General features: G+C 53.7%; 15 protein-coding genes. All 15 read right to left on the reverse strand.

The features are described from left to right. Positions 1–95: 95 nt before the first annotated feature. The 15 genes from ACFSB2_RS11245 to ACFSB2_RS11315 all read right to left on the reverse strand — a co-directional run bounded on the left by ACFSB2_RS11245 (position 96) and on the right by ACFSB2_RS11315 (position 16,144). A complete protein-coding gene (locus tag ACFSB2_RS11245) occupies positions 96–1,130 on the reverse strand; it encodes a FecCD family ABC transporter permease (RefSeq protein ID WP_377943143.1) in 1,035 nt (344 codons plus the stop codon). After that, positions 1,130–2,146 carry a FecCD family ABC transporter permease gene (locus tag ACFSB2_RS11250; RefSeq protein WP_377943376.1) on the reverse strand — a complete coding sequence of 339 codons (1,017 nt, stop codon included), beginning with the start codon at positions 2,144–2,146 and terminating at the stop codon, positions 1,130–1,132. Before ACFSB2_RS11250 ends, ACFSB2_RS11245 begins: the two co-directional genes overlap by 1 nt. Before the next feature lie 115 nt (positions 2,147–2,261). Then, positions 2,262–3,062: a (2Fe-2S)-binding protein gene (locus ACFSB2_RS11255; RefSeq protein ID WP_377943144.1), complete on the reverse strand. Its 801-nt coding sequence runs from the start codon at positions 3,060–3,062 to the stop codon at positions 2,262–2,264. A 16-nt stretch (positions 3,063–3,078) separates the two neighbouring features. Next, a complete protein-coding gene (locus tag ACFSB2_RS11260; RefSeq protein ID WP_377943145.1) occupies positions 3,079–3,900 on the reverse strand; it encodes an ABC transporter ATP-binding protein in 822 nt (273 codons plus the stop codon). 342 nt (positions 3,901–4,242) lie between these two features. Continuing rightward, positions 4,243–5,031, reverse strand: coding sequence for an SDR family NAD(P)-dependent oxidoreductase (locus ACFSB2_RS11265; protein WP_377943146.1), 789 nt, complete (start codon positions 5,029–5,031; stop codon positions 4,243–4,245). Positions 5,032–5,113: 82 nt separating this feature from the next. After that, the gene (locus ACFSB2_RS11270) at positions 5,114–6,112 is read right to left on the reverse strand and encodes a sugar phosphate isomerase/epimerase family protein (RefSeq protein WP_377943147.1); all 999 of its coding nucleotides are present in this window, start codon (positions 6,110–6,112) and stop codon (positions 5,114–5,116) included. A gap of 147 nt (positions 6,113–6,259) precedes the next feature. Beyond that, positions 6,260–7,027, reverse strand: coding sequence for an SDR family NAD(P)-dependent oxidoreductase (locus ACFSB2_RS11275; RefSeq protein WP_377943148.1), 768 nt, complete (start codon positions 7,025–7,027; stop codon positions 6,260–6,262). Positions 7,028–7,202: 175 nt separating this feature from the next. Beyond that, on the reverse strand, positions 7,203–8,606 hold the full coding sequence (locus tag ACFSB2_RS11280; RefSeq protein WP_377943149.1) for a sulfatase family protein: 1,404 nt from the start codon (positions 8,604–8,606) through the stop codon (positions 7,203–7,205). After that, a complete protein-coding gene (locus ACFSB2_RS11285) occupies positions 8,603–9,454 on the reverse strand; it encodes a sugar phosphate isomerase/epimerase family protein (RefSeq protein ID WP_377943150.1) in 852 nt (283 codons plus the stop codon). Before ACFSB2_RS11285 ends, ACFSB2_RS11280 begins: the two co-directional genes overlap by 4 nt. A gap of 47 nt (positions 9,455–9,501) precedes the next feature. After that, entirely contained in the window at positions 9,502–10,506 is a 1,005-nt protein-coding gene (locus tag ACFSB2_RS11290) for a Gfo/Idh/MocA family protein (RefSeq protein ID WP_377943151.1), read from the reverse strand. Positions 10,507–10,524: 18 nt separating this feature from the next. Then, positions 10,525–11,418 carry an AraC family transcriptional regulator gene (locus ACFSB2_RS11295; protein WP_377943152.1) on the reverse strand — a complete coding sequence of 298 codons (894 nt, stop codon included), beginning with the start codon at positions 11,416–11,418 and terminating at the stop codon, positions 10,525–10,527. Positions 11,419–11,457: 39 nt separating this feature from the next. Then, positions 11,458–12,852: a sulfatase-like hydrolase/transferase gene (locus tag ACFSB2_RS11300; protein ID WP_377943153.1), complete on the reverse strand. Its 1,395-nt coding sequence runs from the start codon at positions 12,850–12,852 to the stop codon at positions 11,458–11,460. 3 nt (positions 12,853–12,855) lie between these two features. After that, positions 12,856–14,235, reverse strand: coding sequence for a sulfatase family protein (locus ACFSB2_RS11305; protein ID WP_377943154.1), 1,380 nt, complete (start codon positions 14,233–14,235; stop codon positions 12,856–12,858). A 30-nt stretch (positions 14,236–14,265) separates the two neighbouring features. Continuing rightward, on the reverse strand, positions 14,266–15,066 hold the full coding sequence (locus ACFSB2_RS11310) for a sugar phosphate isomerase/epimerase family protein (protein WP_377943155.1): 801 nt from the start codon (positions 15,064–15,066) through the stop codon (positions 14,266–14,268). An 88-nt stretch (positions 15,067–15,154) separates the two neighbouring features. Beyond that, positions 15,155–16,144, reverse strand: coding sequence for a Gfo/Idh/MocA family protein (locus tag ACFSB2_RS11315; RefSeq protein WP_377943156.1), 990 nt, complete (start codon positions 16,142–16,144; stop codon positions 15,155–15,157). Positions 16,145–16,545 lie beyond the last annotated feature (401 nt).

The following is a 16,545-nucleotide window of genomic DNA, read 5'->3' on the forward strand; positions in this document are numbered from 1 at the left end:
ATAACGGTCTCCTGCCACGCAGTTCATACAAACGCCGATGTTGATATCATACCGCAACTGCCACCACAATAGGTCAACCCGCCGTCAAACCAACATCAAGCTTGCGATCTCGCCAGCAAATACAGGAAATACGGCGCACCGATGACGGCGACCACAATCCCCGTGGGCAGCTCCGTCGACGGCACCACACAACGCGCCAACGTATCCGCGACAATCAACAGCAAGCCGCCAGCCAACGCGGAAGCTGGCACCAGAAACTGATGTTTCCCTCCGACCAGTCGCCGCGCCAAGTGAGGACCAATCAGACCAACAAAACCGATACCGCCCCCGACGGCGACACATGCGGCCGCCAAAGCGACTGCAGCGCCAAGCAACAGAATACGTTCTTTCTCAACTGGCGCCCCTAGGCCAGTTGCCACCTGATCGCCTAGATTCAATACGTCCAGCACGCGCGCTTTGTAAATGACATACGGCACCAGGACAACCAGCCACGGCAAAAGCGCCATCACATAGGACCAGTCCGTTCCCGTGATGCTGCCCGCCAACCACATCGCGACAAATTGGAAGTTCTCGGGATCCAACATCAGTTCCAACACCATCATCACCGCGCTGATCCCCGCTGCCACCGCGATACCGACCAGCACGAGGCGGCTGGGCGACAACCCCTCATGTCGCTTGAATGCCAACACATAAATCAACGCCGCCGTCAGCGCCGCTCCGACAAAGGCGAGAAAAGGCATCAAAACCGCTGGCGCCGTGGCATTCACCGGGTAGAACGAGATGAACAACACCACCATCAGGCCAGCGCCGGAATTGATGCCAAGAATCCCCGGGTCCGCCAAGCCATTGCGTGATATCCCCTGCAAGATACAACCAGATATCGCGAGACCAGCGCCTACCAACACAGAAATGACGATGCGCGGCAAACGAAAATCAAACAAAATCAACCCTTGTTTTGCATCCCCCTGGCCAAACAAGGTTCTTATCACATCCATCGGCGGCAGACGAATGATCCCGGTATCCATGCTGATGAGAAACGTGATGGCAATCAGCATCGCCAGTACGATCAACACGGTGAACGCTCGGGTCCGCCGCCAATGTTGCACGCGTTCGGTTTGCAGCCCTTCCATTACAATTCCCTCATTTTCTTGCGAGATAAGTAGAGAAAAAACGGCACCCCAATGAGGGCAATCAGCGCCCCGATGGGGGTTTCATATGGCGGGTGAATCATACGCGCGCCGATGTCCGCAAACACCATCAACAAACTGCCAAGGACTGCGGAACAAGGGATGATCCAACGGTAATCTACACCGACCAAATAACGGGCGATGTGCGGAATCACCAGACCGACAAACCCAACCGGCCCGACCACAGACACAGCTGCGCCAGCCAAAATCAAGACCAGCAATGTGCCCGCCAACTTCACCAAGCCAGTGCGTTGACCAAGGCTTGTGGCCACATCTTCACCGAGGCTCAACAGGGTGATGGAGCGGGAAATGAGCAAAGCGCCAATCAAGCCGCCAATGACCCAGGGCAACAGCAATTCGACCTGCAGCCACGTCGTCCCAGACATTCCGCCAGCATACCAAAAGGCCAAATCCTGACTCAGACCGAAATAAAGCGCTATCCCTTGGCTCAACGCCACCAATAACGCAGCCACAGCAGCGCCGGCCAACGCGAGACGAACGGGTGTCAGGCCGCCTTTGGAGAGTGAACCAATGCCGTAAACCAGCCCCATACCGATGCCAGCGCCCAAAAAGGAAAACAACATCAAATCAAGAAAAGGCAATCCTGGAATAAAAGCAAAGCAAACCGCCAAGAGGAATTCCGAACCCGCATTCACACCAAGTATGCCGGGATCCGCCAGCGGATTGCGCGTCATGCCCTGCATCAAAGCGCCAGCGACAGCAAAGGCCGCGCCGACGAGCGCACCCGCGACGGCACGCGGCAGACGCAGATAATGGATGACCTGATCTTGCGACAATTTCGGATTAAAATGAAACACCGACGCCCACACGGTGGACAGATGAATATCCGCTGCCCCCACAGACACCGATAAAGCAAGTCCAAGCAAAAGGGCAATCAACCCGCAGAAAATGATCCCAGATGCCACCACAGGGTGGCTCTTTCGTTTCTCTTCAGCCATCTGTGCAACTTCTGTATGTACAGTCACTCCACTCATCCTTCACAGCCAATTCATGAGACCGTCTTCCATGATGCAGCCCCGGCAACAGTCAGCGCCTTGCACAAAACGCAGCCGCTTACGTCGCCTGCCCAACTGCAGCGCGATAGTTTTTCCGTCGAATCTCCCTTTCTTCCTCCTTCAAACGCGGACATGCATAGCAGTAATCTCCGTCAGCTGTGCGGTAAAGGAGACAGCAGGCCGTGTTGAGGCAAACTTGTTGGTCGGGATCGACCAAACTCTCAATCTTGCGCGTTTTCACGCGAAAAGGATTGCGTTTCATCCCAAACACGTCCGGGCTGAGTTCATCCTTCAAGTACTGATAATCATCTGCCGCCCGCTGTTTGGTCGCTTCATCCACATCTTGATAAAACGCGTCCATAGACCATAAAAGTTTAGGCGTTAATTGCCCCCATAGTTGGTTTACATTGATTTTTGCGACCTTTGCCAAACATGCAAAAAAAGGACGCACAGTGTCAGCATAAAATTCACGCAATACTTGCTGCTGCCACGCCGCTCTCTCTCCTGCTCCACCAGGCGCCGCTTTTGTCGACGGATGGATCTGAAAAGAAAACCAATCATAGTCGCCGACCGGATGCAATTGAACGGTGACATTGCCTGGCGCCATATCTGGAACGGCGTCCCAAGTAGAAAGGGCGTATTGAAAACCGGCCACCAGAAATGCAAACCACCCACAAAAAGCGGCTGCAGGTGTGGCGGTGTCAGGTGCTTTGATGATCCGTCCATAGGTTTCGATCAATTGCAGCGCGCCACCCTCAACTGTCAAATCCGCCACTGACAGGGAGAAGATGGCACCTTCCTGACTATCCAAGCTGATTCTAAAGTTCTTTTCCAATTGATTGAAGTCGATTTGTGACATGGCGTTTCACCACCGATTAAGAAAAAATCAATTCGCGCTGTTGTTCTTCTGTCTCACTGACCAACCCAAAAGGGATGCATAGCGGTGCATCCGTGCGGGGATCTCGGATAATGTCCGCCTCAATGCCAAACACGTCGCGAAGCATATCAGCGGTAATGACTTCATTCGGAGTCCCTTGATAAGTCGCCACCCCTTGTTTGATGGCCACAACGTGTTGCGCATATTGCGCCGCATGATTTAAGTCGTGCACCACGATGACAATGGTTCGGCCTTCCACTTGATTCAACCGCTCCAACAGCTTCAACACTTCCAATTGATGCGCCATATCCAGAAAGGTGGTCGGTTCATCCAAAAACAAGATGTCCGTCCCTTGCGCCAGCGCCATGGCTATCCACGCCCGCTGCCGCTGTCCGCCTGACATCTGCTCAATGGACCTGTCCGCCAACTCCATCATGCCCGTCACCTGCAGCGCCCAATTGATCATGCGTTTATCTTCCTTCGTGAACGAGCCAAATCCCCGCTGATGCGGAAAACGCCCGTAAGATACAAGTTCACTGACCGTCAGACCTTCCGGTGCCACTGGATTCTGAGGAAGCATCGCCAACTCTTTCGCCACTTCTTTTGTGTGCATCCGAGCAATCGCTTTGCCATCGAGCAAGACATTGCCGCTTTGCGGTCGCAACAATCGCGCCATGGTTTTCAAGATGGTTGATTTACCAGACCCATTTGCGCCCACCAGCGCTGTGATCTTGCCATCCGGAATGCGCAAATTCAAATCATCGACAATCAACCTATCGCCATAGCCAATCGACAAATGTTCCGTAACCAAGCGATTCATTCACTCACACTCCCTGATGCATCCAAGTCTCCCGCGAAGAATACTGACCTATTTGGTCAACATTGTACCACAGCATCGCTCATGTTTGGATCACCTAATTCGATCAGTTAGGTGAACATTTTGTGCATTGCGTTTTTCATCTGGCGTGATCGAAGAACAAAAACAGCCAAAATGCCGCTCCAGCAAGGGATATCTCCCTTTTTGGAACGGGCATTTTGGCTGTTCTACCCGAAATCATACAATGCCTTGGTGCACGCCATCCGCGCTGCTTCGATTGACCGGCATTTTCATGCGACTGCTGGTACAGGATGCATCACGTATGGCAGCTATCTGGTTATCGGTTTAACGCGACGTCCAACAGACGATGGTCTCACCAGACAAGTAATCTGATTGCGATCCGACGAGAAACATGACGATGTCTGCCATGTCCTTGGGCTGGGCCGTTTGCTGCAACCGCGAGAGATGATCCTCGGAGCCGACGGTCCGCGTCGCCGAGAATCTGCCGGTGTAAGTTGCTGCGGGCGCGATACAGTTGACGTTGACATTATACGGGCGGAGTTCATCCGCTAGACATCTGGTGTAATGAGAGACGGCCATCTTCGCGGCGGCGTAAATAATCCCAGTCTGTACAGGCACATGTCCTGCCACTGAACCCACGTTCACAATTTTGCCCGTCCCACGTTCACGCATGTGCGCGCCTGCGTATTTGCAGGTGTACATGGTCGTGATCAGGTTGCGATCCACCACAGCGCGAATGTCTTCACTGGAGATGTCTATCGCATCGTTCGGGTTGGGGCGCGGTGTATTTGCGCCGATGTCCCCACCCGCGTTGTTGACGAGAATATCCAGTCGTCCAAACTTGTCCAACGCGTCGTTCACAAGCTTTTCCGCTTGCTTCGCATCAGATAGATCCCCTGCAAAAAAGGCCGACTTGCGCCCAAATGACTCAATCTCGCCAGCCACAGCTGGACCGGAAGCAGCTTCGCCGAATTCCGCAGCAGCGCTTTCACTGACATCGTGAATGATCACGTCCGCTCCAGCCTGCGCCAACTGCAGCGCGTAATGGCGTCCCAGCCCTCTGCTTGATCCGGTCACCAATGCCACTTTGCCCTGTAAATCTCCTGTACTCATTTCCAACACCTCGCCTTTAGGGAACATGTGAAAATCCATCAGCTTGAATGACTAGCGGACTTTTGCATTGGTCCCCTAGGTTTCACCTGTTTTGTGAGATGGCTGCGTCACGGCGGAATTGCTTATGCAATCGTTGCAGATAAGCAAGACTTTGAGCGTATTGGCGTTCTTCATAAGCGACGATGGCCTCGACAGACTCGCCGCGCTCGAACGGCGTTTGCCAGTCGCCGACCGGTTTTGCGTTCGTTTGCACAAAACGCACAACCTTGGCGAGTTGGGCTGCGGGTCTCGGTGGATAATCCGGCCAAAAGTCATCCGCCAGGATGCGCGTGTGCCGCGCCTCCAAAGCGCCGAGTTCGATAGACATCGTCATGTCTGGGCAGTTGTCTGCCAAAATTTGAAACAGCGCTGGAAAGTCAATGACGCCTTGCCCAATCGGGCTGCGGACAAGTCGATACCCTTCTTCGCTCAAGTAAATCCAATAGTCTTTGAGGTGGACGTTCTTCAGATAAGGCGCTACCCGTTGAAAGAAGTCAATCGGCTCTTCAGCGGTCGCCAGCGGGTTTGCAGTGTCTAGGTTGATGCCAAAACGAGGAGAATTGATGGTTTCACAGAGCCACAACAGTTCCTCAGACGCGAGGTCCTGGTGGTTTTCAACGGCGAGATTGACGTCGTATCGCTCCGCCGCGCGAGTCGCTTCTTGCAGCCCAGAGAGGACTTCCTGAAGAAAGGCCTGCCAACGCCCAGCGAGCGGTCGCCTGTCCCCGCCAAATTTTGCGCCGCCCACGACTGTGCGGACGGTGATGGCGCCGAGGTGGTGCGCAGCCTCCAGCGCATCTTTCAAATGCGCAGCGTCGTAGCCACCGGTCGCCACGTTGAGGTACAGGCCTTGTTCGCGCGCAGCATGCGCCACGTCGTCCAGGTTTTCCCCTTCGAGTAAATTGTAAGGGATCTCCACGCCCTCCAGCCCATCATCAACAGCTTGCGCCAGCAGTTCACTGACCTTGATGGTCGGTCGCCCAGACGCCGGGTTCAACCCCATGCTATAAGTGGTGCCATAGACATTCAATCCGAGTCGCATCGCGCTCATCCTTCCTATTGCAGTGATCATAGGTCGAGATGCTGCTTTTCACCCTACGTAAAGTCGGTAGTCGTATGCTCATCTGGATGTCTCGATGGATGGATATGTGCTTGGTGTGCCAACACGGGACAAATCACCTGCGGCGATTTACCCCGCAGTCCAGCCGCCGTCAACCACCAATTCGGCGCCGGTCATGAAACTGGAGGCATCTGAACAAAGAAAAGTGATGGCCCCCGCGAGTTCTTCCGGCTTGCCCCAACGTCCCAGCGCGATGTGATCCAAGAAGTATTGGTTCGCCTCAGGATTTTCGATCACGGCCAGATTCAACTCAGTCGCAATCGGCCCTGGACAAAGTGCGTTCACGGTGATGCCATATGAAGCCCATTCCAGCGCCAACACTTTTGTCAGTTGGATAAGCCCGCCCTTGCTCGAACAGTACGCGCTGCGCTCCGGCAGAGCGACGAGTCCAAGCATCGAAGCGAGATTCACCACACGCCCGCTCTTCTGCGCCTTCATATAGGGTGCCACTGCGCGCGCGCACAGGTAAGGCGCTTTCAAATTCGTATCTTGGACAATATCCCAGCTCGCTTCATCAAACGCTTCGATCGGTTTGCGTATATTCACACCTGCGTTGTTGACCAAAATGTCGATCCGCCCGAATTCGCTTACGACCGTCTCGACCATCGCCTGCACTTGCTCACTCACGGTCACGTCGACGCCCACACCCAGGCTCCGACAGCCAGTGGCCTTGGCCAAATCCGCTGCGCAAGCTTGTGCCTTGTCCTTATCCCGACTCGTGAGCACCACATCTGCGCCTGCTTCAGCCAAGGCTTGCGCCATGACCCAACCCAGCCCCTGACAGCTGCCGGTGACAAGTGCGACGCGGCCATCCAGTTTAAACACGTCTAAACCCATCTGGATGAATCTCTCCTTCAAATCAATTCAAATCAATTCAAATCAAATCGCGTAAGCTCGGCCATTTTCATGTACAACATTATTTCATATGCGCTGCCGAATGCCGATATGAAGCCGCCACATCACAAAACAGGGTATCGTCGGCATTCGGCAGCAAACCCGCGCGTCTCACATCTCAGCGCACATTTTGTGCGCCGGATTGTTGTTGCATCAGTTCATTAAACTTTGCCGTGTCCGGATTTTTCACCCATTCCGCCCAAGTCAGTCCAACCTTCGACAAGATGGCTTCAATCCGCCGTGAGAAAGGCAACCCTTGCGTGCGCAGCAACTCTGCCATCGGATCCACTCGTCCAGCCAAAGTCGCTTCCACCCAGTCATCCAACGCGCGCTCCATCTCGTCAGCCAACTCCGGCGCATCCTCCGCCAAATTCTTGGTTTCAGCAGGATCTTGCAACAAGTCATAGAGTTCCCGCTTCGGGCGGACAAACGGGCCTGAATCCACCGTGCGAATCAGTTTGTACCTATCCGTTCGCACACCGCGACTGGCCTGCCAAGCGCACTCGCTCAAGAAGATGGTCGAATGCGTTCCTTGCGCCTCGCCGCGAATCGCAGGCCACAAGCTCTTCCCATCCAAGTCAGACGGTGGTTCCAAGCCGACAGCTTCCAGGATGGTCGGCAGCAAATCCACCTGCTGCACAAGCCCTGGCACGCGTTGTCCAGCAGGGATGTGCCCCGGCCAGCGCATGATGACCGGCACGCGCACAGTCGTGTCATACAAGCCGCAGTGATCCCAATAGATCTCATGCTCGGTCAGACTCTCACCGTGATCGCCAAATAAAACGAGCAGCGTATCTTCCCATATGCCCAGTCGCTGCAAATATTGGTCCAACTCTTGCAACAAATCATCGAGATAGCGGATTTCCGCGTCGTAAAGCGCATTCACGTAGGCGGTATCCGTCACTGGACCGAGGAGATCGTAGTGAAAATATTTAAAAAACGGATAGGCCCGATGTTCATATGCGCCCCGCATACTCTGATTCGCTGGATCATATGGATCCCGCGAAGCGTCGTAGAAATCTGGAACGTAGGATGCTGGCGGCAAATACGGCGTATGTGGATCCCAATAGTGTAAAAAGAGAAAAAAGTCCTCGTGCTGATGCTCTTGGATCCAAGCTTTGGCCAAATCAGTCACGGTCCGCCCGTCAATGGAGCGCTGCTGGCCCACTGAATTGATGTAGTAGCGGTAACCGCGCGCGAACCACTCTCGCAATTGATAGAGATTGTCGACTGCGGCTGTGCTGAATCCGGCATCGCGCAACAATCTGGGCATCCATGCGACCGGTTTTGGCAGATAGCCAAAATCCGCGCCGTGCACGACGATGCCTGTCGTCAGCCCAACTTTGCCAGTAAAGATGTCGGTGTGCGCCACCTCAGTGGGAATATCTGCGGCAAACGCCCGCTCCATTAACACACCTTGCGCGGCAATGGCATCTAAATAAGGACTGGTCGGCTTAGTGTAACCGTAACACCCCAACCTGTCCGCTCGCAATGTATCTAGTGAAATAAAAATAATTTTCATGAAATGTCCCCCACAGGTGATTTGCGCCCATTCCCTGCCAGCGCCGCCAGAACCCTGTCGCGAATCTCACAAAAATTTGCTTTCGTGACATACTCCAGTATAAAAGGCACATCAGGCGTGTTCTCCTGATAAAGCTGCAAGAATTTGACCCAGTCGATATCGCCATCGCCCACAGCCGAACCCATCGTGTCATTGACGTGGCGATCCTTTCCGTGAAAATAGGCGACATGCGCACTCAGGTGGTGGAACATCTCCTCTTCCGTGTTGTTGGCAATCAAGTTGGCGGGATCCAACAGCACCCGCAAGCGATTGGATCCAACCTGCGCAATCAGATCCACGGTCCGTTTGGCGCTTGGCACGACGTCGAGGACACAGGATTCCAGCGCCACGGTCACATCGTACTTTTCGGCCCGCTCGGTCAACCAGATGAGCGCCTGTTTCAACCGGTCGAAGCGGCTTTCATAGGCATCCACGTGGATACCGCGCTGTCCGGGGATAAATCCGCACTCGGTGGAGACAAAGGGAATTTCATTGACGGCTGCAATCTGCATCATCCGTTCAAAATAGTCGAGATTGGCCTGCCACCCATCGTCATCTAGTTCCAACAGGTTCGTAAACACACCAAGAGCAGGCACTTCCAACCCCCGCGCGCGATATAAGTCGACAATGCGCTTACTCTGTTCGTCGGTGAACGTGGATAAATCAGACCGTCCATTGTAAACCCAATAGTTGGAGTCTTTTTGCGACAGACACAACTCGATAGACTGGAATCCTTCACTGGCAATCAGTTCGGCAGCCTCTTCGTTGGTCAATTCGGGAAAACTGCGCGTCACGACGCCGATATTCATGGATGAACACCCCTTCTCTAGCATCTGCGCATCATCTGCGCATCATCTCAGTCAACTGGCCTGACTTCAATGGGCGCGCCGTTTTCTGTGTGCGAGCGGATGGCCGCCTCAATCACCTCTTGCGCTGCCAGCGCATCCGCACCCGACCCAGCGATCTTGTCTGGCGCCACCCCGTCGCTGATTTGGCGGATCAAGTGATGGATACGATTGCGGATGGTTTCATCAAAGTGCCCCACACCACCCATAATCGAGTTGCGCATCACCAGCAGTTCATCGCTGTCGTGCGGATAAAAGGTGAGACTGTCATAGACGTTGTCAATCACAAACCGCCCCTTGTGTCCAGCCACTTCGCAGAACTCGATGGGATGGCGCATGGACATGTCATAACTACCAGTGAGACTGCCAACCGCGCCAGAGACAAATTCAAGATTGAGCGATACGGTCGACCAGGTGTTCCGGCCAGGCCCTTTGGTCATAAACGCCTGCACCCGGCGAATATCCCCGGCAAAATGGCGGACGACATCAATGGAATGCGAATGCAAGGCCCGCATGTGGAACCACGGACTCGTCTCGTTTGGGTTCTGGATGGTCAGTTTCATATGCACAAACAGAATCTGCCCAAGCTGACCAGACTCGACGAGTTCCTTCGCCTTGTCGGCAGTGGGCACAAAACGGTGGTTCAAGTCGCAAGCGAGCCGCACCCCCTTTTGTTTGGCGCGCGCCACCAACTCCCTTGCCTGTTCGATATCGTTCGATATCGGTTTTTCAACCAAGACATCCTTCCCCGCCTCAATGGCAATCATGGCTGGCTCGTAGTGATGGCCGCCGCCTTCCGGTCCGGATGTCGCAATGCTGACCAAATCGACATCTTTTTCTTGCAGCAATGCCGTCAAGCTCGTGAAACCAGCGGTGTCAAACTGTTCTGCCGCCTGTTTCGCCCGCTCGGGCATCAAATCGCACACGGCGACCAATTCTGTATCTGGGTTTTGCCGGTAGACCTCACAGTGTTTGCTACCAATGTGATTGACGCCGACAACCGCGACACGTATCATCTCGACCCTCTCCTTTTATCAACTGCTGCGCGTTTGGGCCCTGTAGTGACTAGGGGAGCAACCAATCTGGCGGCTGAAAAGCCGACTGAAAAACGCGGGGTCGTCATAGCCGACCAGCGAGGCCACAGAAATCACTTTCTCGTTGGTCTCCACCAGTAACGCCTTCGCCTTCTCCAAACGGATTTGATGCACTTTTTCGATCACGCTCAAACCAGTTTCCTGTTTGAACATGCGGTTTAACTGGCGTGTGCTGATATGGAACAACTCCGACAGTTGGTTGAGCGTGATCTTCTGATCGTAATTCCGCTCCAGATATCCGCAAATGCGGACGACGGTCATGGCATGGTTGCTTTCATTGCACGGCAATGCCTGCTGGCTGGACAAACGATAATAGCGCGAAAGCGTGACGAGCAACTCCACCATCTGCAAGCGAATCAGCGTCGGATAGCCGACTTGCTGGAACTCCATTTCGTGCATCATGTTCTGTAAAATGTTCAAGACGCGCACCGCATCGGCGCCAGTCAGATTCAGTCGGTGGTGAAAGCGTTCCGTCTGATCAAGAAACGGATGGACGTAGAAGTAGTCCATCGATTGCGAAATTTCCAATTCCCGCAACAATGAATCTTTAATCAAGTGCGGAAGAAATAGACAATTGATAATTTCGATCTCCTGCCCTGGCTCGACACTGTAGTTGTGCACTTCGCCAGGATTGATGATGAACACGTCGCCTGCTCGCAGTTCATATCGCTCCTGCTCGAAAATGTGCTGTGACGCGCCGCTGACCACATAGACCAATTCAATAAAATCATGGCCATGCACTCCCGGCGTGTTTTCCGAGTCGTGCACCGTGCGCATGATCCAAAAAGGGAATTCCTCTTTCATGAAGCGTTTGCTGCTCAGTTGGCTTTGCAATTCTGACGCCTCCAACCCGCGGATGATTCGAGCATCGTCTTACAATTTTCGTCCGTCGAGCAACTGCCGCTTCATCCATTCGTTGTTGACCAGCCCATCTCCACAGCGCATCAATTCGGCATACAATTGCTCACGCAACGATTGTACAACCATAGCATGACCGTCGTGGATGACATTCGTCAATTCTGCCGGGTCCGTGTCCAGATTGTACAGTTCATCTGTATCCGTCGGGTTCCAGATGTACTTCCAATGCCGATTGCGAATCATCCGCTGCGTGTACAGGCCAAATTGCTGGCCATTGTAAGTGGACACCACATTCTCGCGCCATGGCGGCGCAACGCTCGTATCCGTCAGCAGCGGGACAAGCGAATTGCCGTGAAACTGCCCCTCGTAATCGAGATCCAGCATCTCCAGAATCGTTGGGGGCAAATCCAAGAGATTGTAAACAAATTCATCACATATATGGCCAGATGGAATCACTTGCGGCCACTTGAGCAAAAACGGCACCTTGACGATATCATCATAGAGTACATAATGTTTGTCTATCATCCGGTGCCCACCGCACATATCTCCGTGATCCGCCGTAAAGACCACCAAGGTCGAATCGTCGACCTGCAACTTTTCCAACGTGCGGATGACCATGCCGATGGCGTCATCCACTTGGCTTATCATCCCGTAATACCGCGCCACGATGGGCGCCCAATCTTCCCAAGTGAAATCCTGAATGTCCCAGCTGTGCAACTGCTGTTTTTGAATGTACGGCTTATTGGCAAATGTCTCGCCAAAATTCCGCCACTGCGGGATTTGCTCCGGTCGATACATCTGGTCAAACGGCGCCGCTGGTCGACAAGGCAGATGCGGCGCCGAAAAATCCAGACGAACGTGCCAAGGCTGCTCCCCGCCTGCAAATTGCTCGATAAGCTGGCAGGCCTTGCCTGCCAGCCAATGTGTCTCTGTATCAGGGAGCGGAATCGGGTCCGGTTCCCCCAAAAATGATGCCGTATAGCGCACGGCTCCGTAGTGCTCCGCCCGAAATTGCGCATATTGCCCTTCGCTGACATAGTGATCATATCCATAAGCGGTCGGATCAAAATCCGGATTCACATTCCATTTGCCGACATAGCCCGACTGGTAACCTGCGCGCCCCAGCACCCTTGGCCAAGCATGCTCTTGCGGGGACAGCGCGGAGACCTTCAAACTGATATTGTAGTTCCACAAGCCGCCAAACGATTCCGGTCGGCGGCCATTGATAAAAGACTGGCGCGCCGGGCTGCACAGTGGGATATGCGTATACGCGTTGGCAAACCACGTCCCCGCCGCAGCCAGTTGGTCGATATGCGGCGTCTGCACAGGATAATCGCGACTGTAGCCAATGCAGTCATACCGCTGTTGATCGACAACAATCATCAGGATGTTAGGCAGTTTACGTGTCATATATCAGTCTTTCGCCTGTAGCGACACAGCGGTCGCAATCGAGCCGATGTACATGGAATCATAGGCTTGCTGTGACGTCTTAAACGGACCGCAGCCCAACCCATGCCAATTTAAATTGGTGAATATCGGGTTTTGCCGCCCGGTTTCTTTTTCCCGCCGCGCGATAAACGCGTTCATGCGCGCCTCCAGGAGCGCGACCACTTCCGGCTCCTCGTCTGCCACATTGTGCAGTTCGCCTGGATCTTTGATGAGATTATACAACTCCACTTCGGGTTTGAAGTGAAAATCGGGTTCCAGCGCGTGAATCAATTTCCACTCCGGCGTACGCCAGCCGTGCTTGCGCATCCAGGTGCATTCCGTGATGTAAAACTCGGGTTCTTTCGGCCCCTCACCGCCAGAAAACACCGGCGCCAGACTGTTGCCGTCAAAGGCGATATCCGTCTGAATGCCCGCCAAGTCCAACACGGTCGGCATGATGTCCCGAATCAGCGTATTGCCTGAATGCCGCTTGCCAGCAGGCACGTGACCTGGATAGCGCAAAATGAGCGGCACGGTCAATGTGCATTCGTAGAGACCGTGGTGATCGTAAAAACAGTCGTGCTCGTGCAAGGTTTCCCCGTGATCAGACGTCACAACGACGATGGTCTCCTCAGTGATGCCCAACTCCTCAACTGCCTGGAAGATGTTTTGAATGCACGCGTCCATATAAGCGACCGCGCCGTCGTATTGAGCGTCGACGTAATCTTTGTCCGTACAGCCCTTCGGGAACCAAGAACCGAGGAAATCGGCGAACGGTTTGAAGGCGTAGACATCATCAAGGCTGTGATTGTCTGGGTCGCATTCATCCCCCTCGTAAAACATGCGTTCAAAGGGACCTGGCGGCAAATAAGGGGAATGCGGATCCATGTGCCGCACAAACAGGAAGAACGGTTTGTCCTCCTCTGCCAGCCGCTTCAACTCCGGAATGGACACGTCGTTCAAACGGGCTGCCTTCGGACTGCGCCCATCCGCGCCCGGCGCCCAGCCATCGAAATCCAGGTACTTCTGGAACCCGCGCGACGATGGATTGCCGCTAAATCCGACACACGTCGTGTTGTAGCCGTTATCGCCAAGCACTTCCGCCAACGTTTGGACGTGACTGCCCAACGGCCCCTCGTGACGCAGCGCGACAACGTCGGTGCCAAAGCAATCCATCCCCGTCAGCATTGACGCGTAGCCTGGGGTAGTGGGAATGTTCGGGCTGAAGTGCTGTTCAAACAAAGTGCCCGTCTGCGCAAATTTATCGATATGCGGCGTCGTCAAACGATGATAGCCGTAACAGCTCATATGATCCCGCCGCAGACTGTCGATGCCTAAAAACAGGATATTCGGTCGTTTTCCCATATCGCTTAAACCTCCCTTTGCTCTCGCGGTTTAACGCGCGCCCAACGCCTTTAAGCAGGCGTTCAAATAACCATAACTTGCCGCTGCGATGATGGATACCTGCGCGAGCGAATGCCCTTGCGCGCCGATGACCTCCAGACACATCGGACCGGAATAACCGCCATCGACCAATGTTTTGCAATACCCCGCCAAGTTAATGTCGCCGCATCCACAAGTCTGTTCTTCAATCGGCCCTGGCCCCTGATTGCCAGCCTTACAATCGCGAATGTGGACGTGTTTCACCCGGCTGACCACCTGCTTGAGCGCTTCCTCCGGCGCTTCCCCTGCCCGAAAGATATGACTCGGGTCCATATCCACGCCAAAACCAGTGGATGTGACCGCCTCCATCGCCCGCAAGGTCGTCGGCGTATTGTAAATCGACGCGCCGACATGCGCCTTTACACACAAGCTGACGCCATAACCTACCGCTTCTTCGGACATTTTTGCGAGCTTTTCGATGGCGTTTTGCAAATCATCCTCATTGTCTGATTGACCGCCTGGCCCGACATTGATAACCGGAATGCCAAGTTCCGCCCCCGCCTCAAAAGCAAGGCGCAATCTATCTTCGTCCAACGCCGCTACTTCCATGGACAAAAACGACAAACCAGTCTGGTCGGAAATCTCTTTCAACTCACCCGCCTGTTCCTTCCACCTGTCCAGTTCCAGGTGCTCGCACATACCCTTGATGGCCGCCAGCTCGATACCGTCATAACCACACAGCGCGATATGCTCAGCGGCGGTTTTTAAATCAAATTCCTTAAACAACACGGAATTGACACCCAATTGAATCAAGCGAAATCCCTCCTAATTTTGCTGATAAGTTCGTTTCCACTCTGTAATGACATCACCACAACCTGCGCCAAGAAGCGCGAAGGGAACATTACAATTCAACAACGCTGCTGGTGTTCCACGATTCGATGGCGCCTTCGATGATCAACTGCGCCTGCAGCGCATCCTTGCCGGAACCATCGATTTGGTCGTACGGCGTTTTGGCGGACAACTGCTCGACCCAAGCGCCAATGCGGCTGGCAAATGTTTCGCCGAACTCCCGCATGCCCCCTAGATAGCTGTACTGCTCGACTTCAATGCTATGGCGAGGATAGAACGCCAACTGCTCGCACGCGTCCTCAATGACAAAGCGCCCTTTGGATCCCACCACTTCACACCGTTCCAGCCCATAACTCGCGCCTGCATCATAACTGCCCGTGAGATTGCCGATCACGCCATTTTCAAACTGCAAGATGATCTGTGTGTTCGACCAGATGGCGCGCCCCTCGCCTTTCATCATGAACGCCGCCACTTTTTTGACGTCGCCGCAGAAATAGCGCATGACATCGAAGGAATGGGGATGCAGCGCGCGCAGATGGAACCAAGGGGACGACTCGACAGGATTGTTGATCCACATCCGCATGTTGATCATGTGCAATTTCCCCAGCCTATCTGCCTCAACCCACTCTTTTGCCCGTTTGGCTGCTGGCGTAAAACGGTGGTTCAGATTGACGCCGTAAGGAACCTTTTTTTCTTTGGCCAATTGAACCATCTGTTTGGCTTCATCAATGCGGTTGGAAATCGGTTTTTCGCCAAGCACCGGGATGCCTGCATTCAGCAACTCCATCGTCGGCGCAAAGTGCTCGCTGCCGTTTTCCTCCCCTTTTGTCGCCACGCTACAGCCATCCAATTGAATGCCGGAGGCCAGCATCTCAGCGATGCTGTAAAACGCCTTCGCGCCAAACTTCTCGGCAGCTTGATCCGCTTTTTCCTTGTTGATATCACACACTGCAACCAGTTCTGCATCCGGCCGCTCTTTATATACCCTCGCATGAATACTGCCAATGTTTCCGACGCCGACAACGCCCACTTTGAGTGTCATTTGTTTGACCTCCATTCATATCAGCGTTTCTGCAAAATATTTGCCGGACAGTGTTTGCAATTTGACATCTATCATCAAATCAAACAACGTCGCGCAATTTTGCAAAACACTCGCCTAGCTTCCAGAGCGCACCTCGCCTATATGGAAGCGCTTACTGATAGTTTATCAGGTTGGCGTGATAATTCATGGTGGATCTCGCCATCCGCATGGCGGATGTAGACAGGAGGTATGGTGGGGCGTGTATTTAAACATATAGGTGATTCTGAAGCAAACAGAAAAGCGCTCGGAAAAACATCCCGAACGCTTTTCAAATTCAAATCATCATTTCCTGGAATCCCACGACTGTAAATACAACAAATTTATAAAGGGGAGGGATAGGCATAGCTCGCTACAGAACAGTT

This window comes from Alicyclobacillus fodiniaquatilis, from assembly GCF_042678105.1.
GTDB lineage: Bacteria > Bacillota > Bacilli > Alicyclobacillales > Alicyclobacillaceae > Alicyclobacillus > Alicyclobacillus fodiniaquatilis.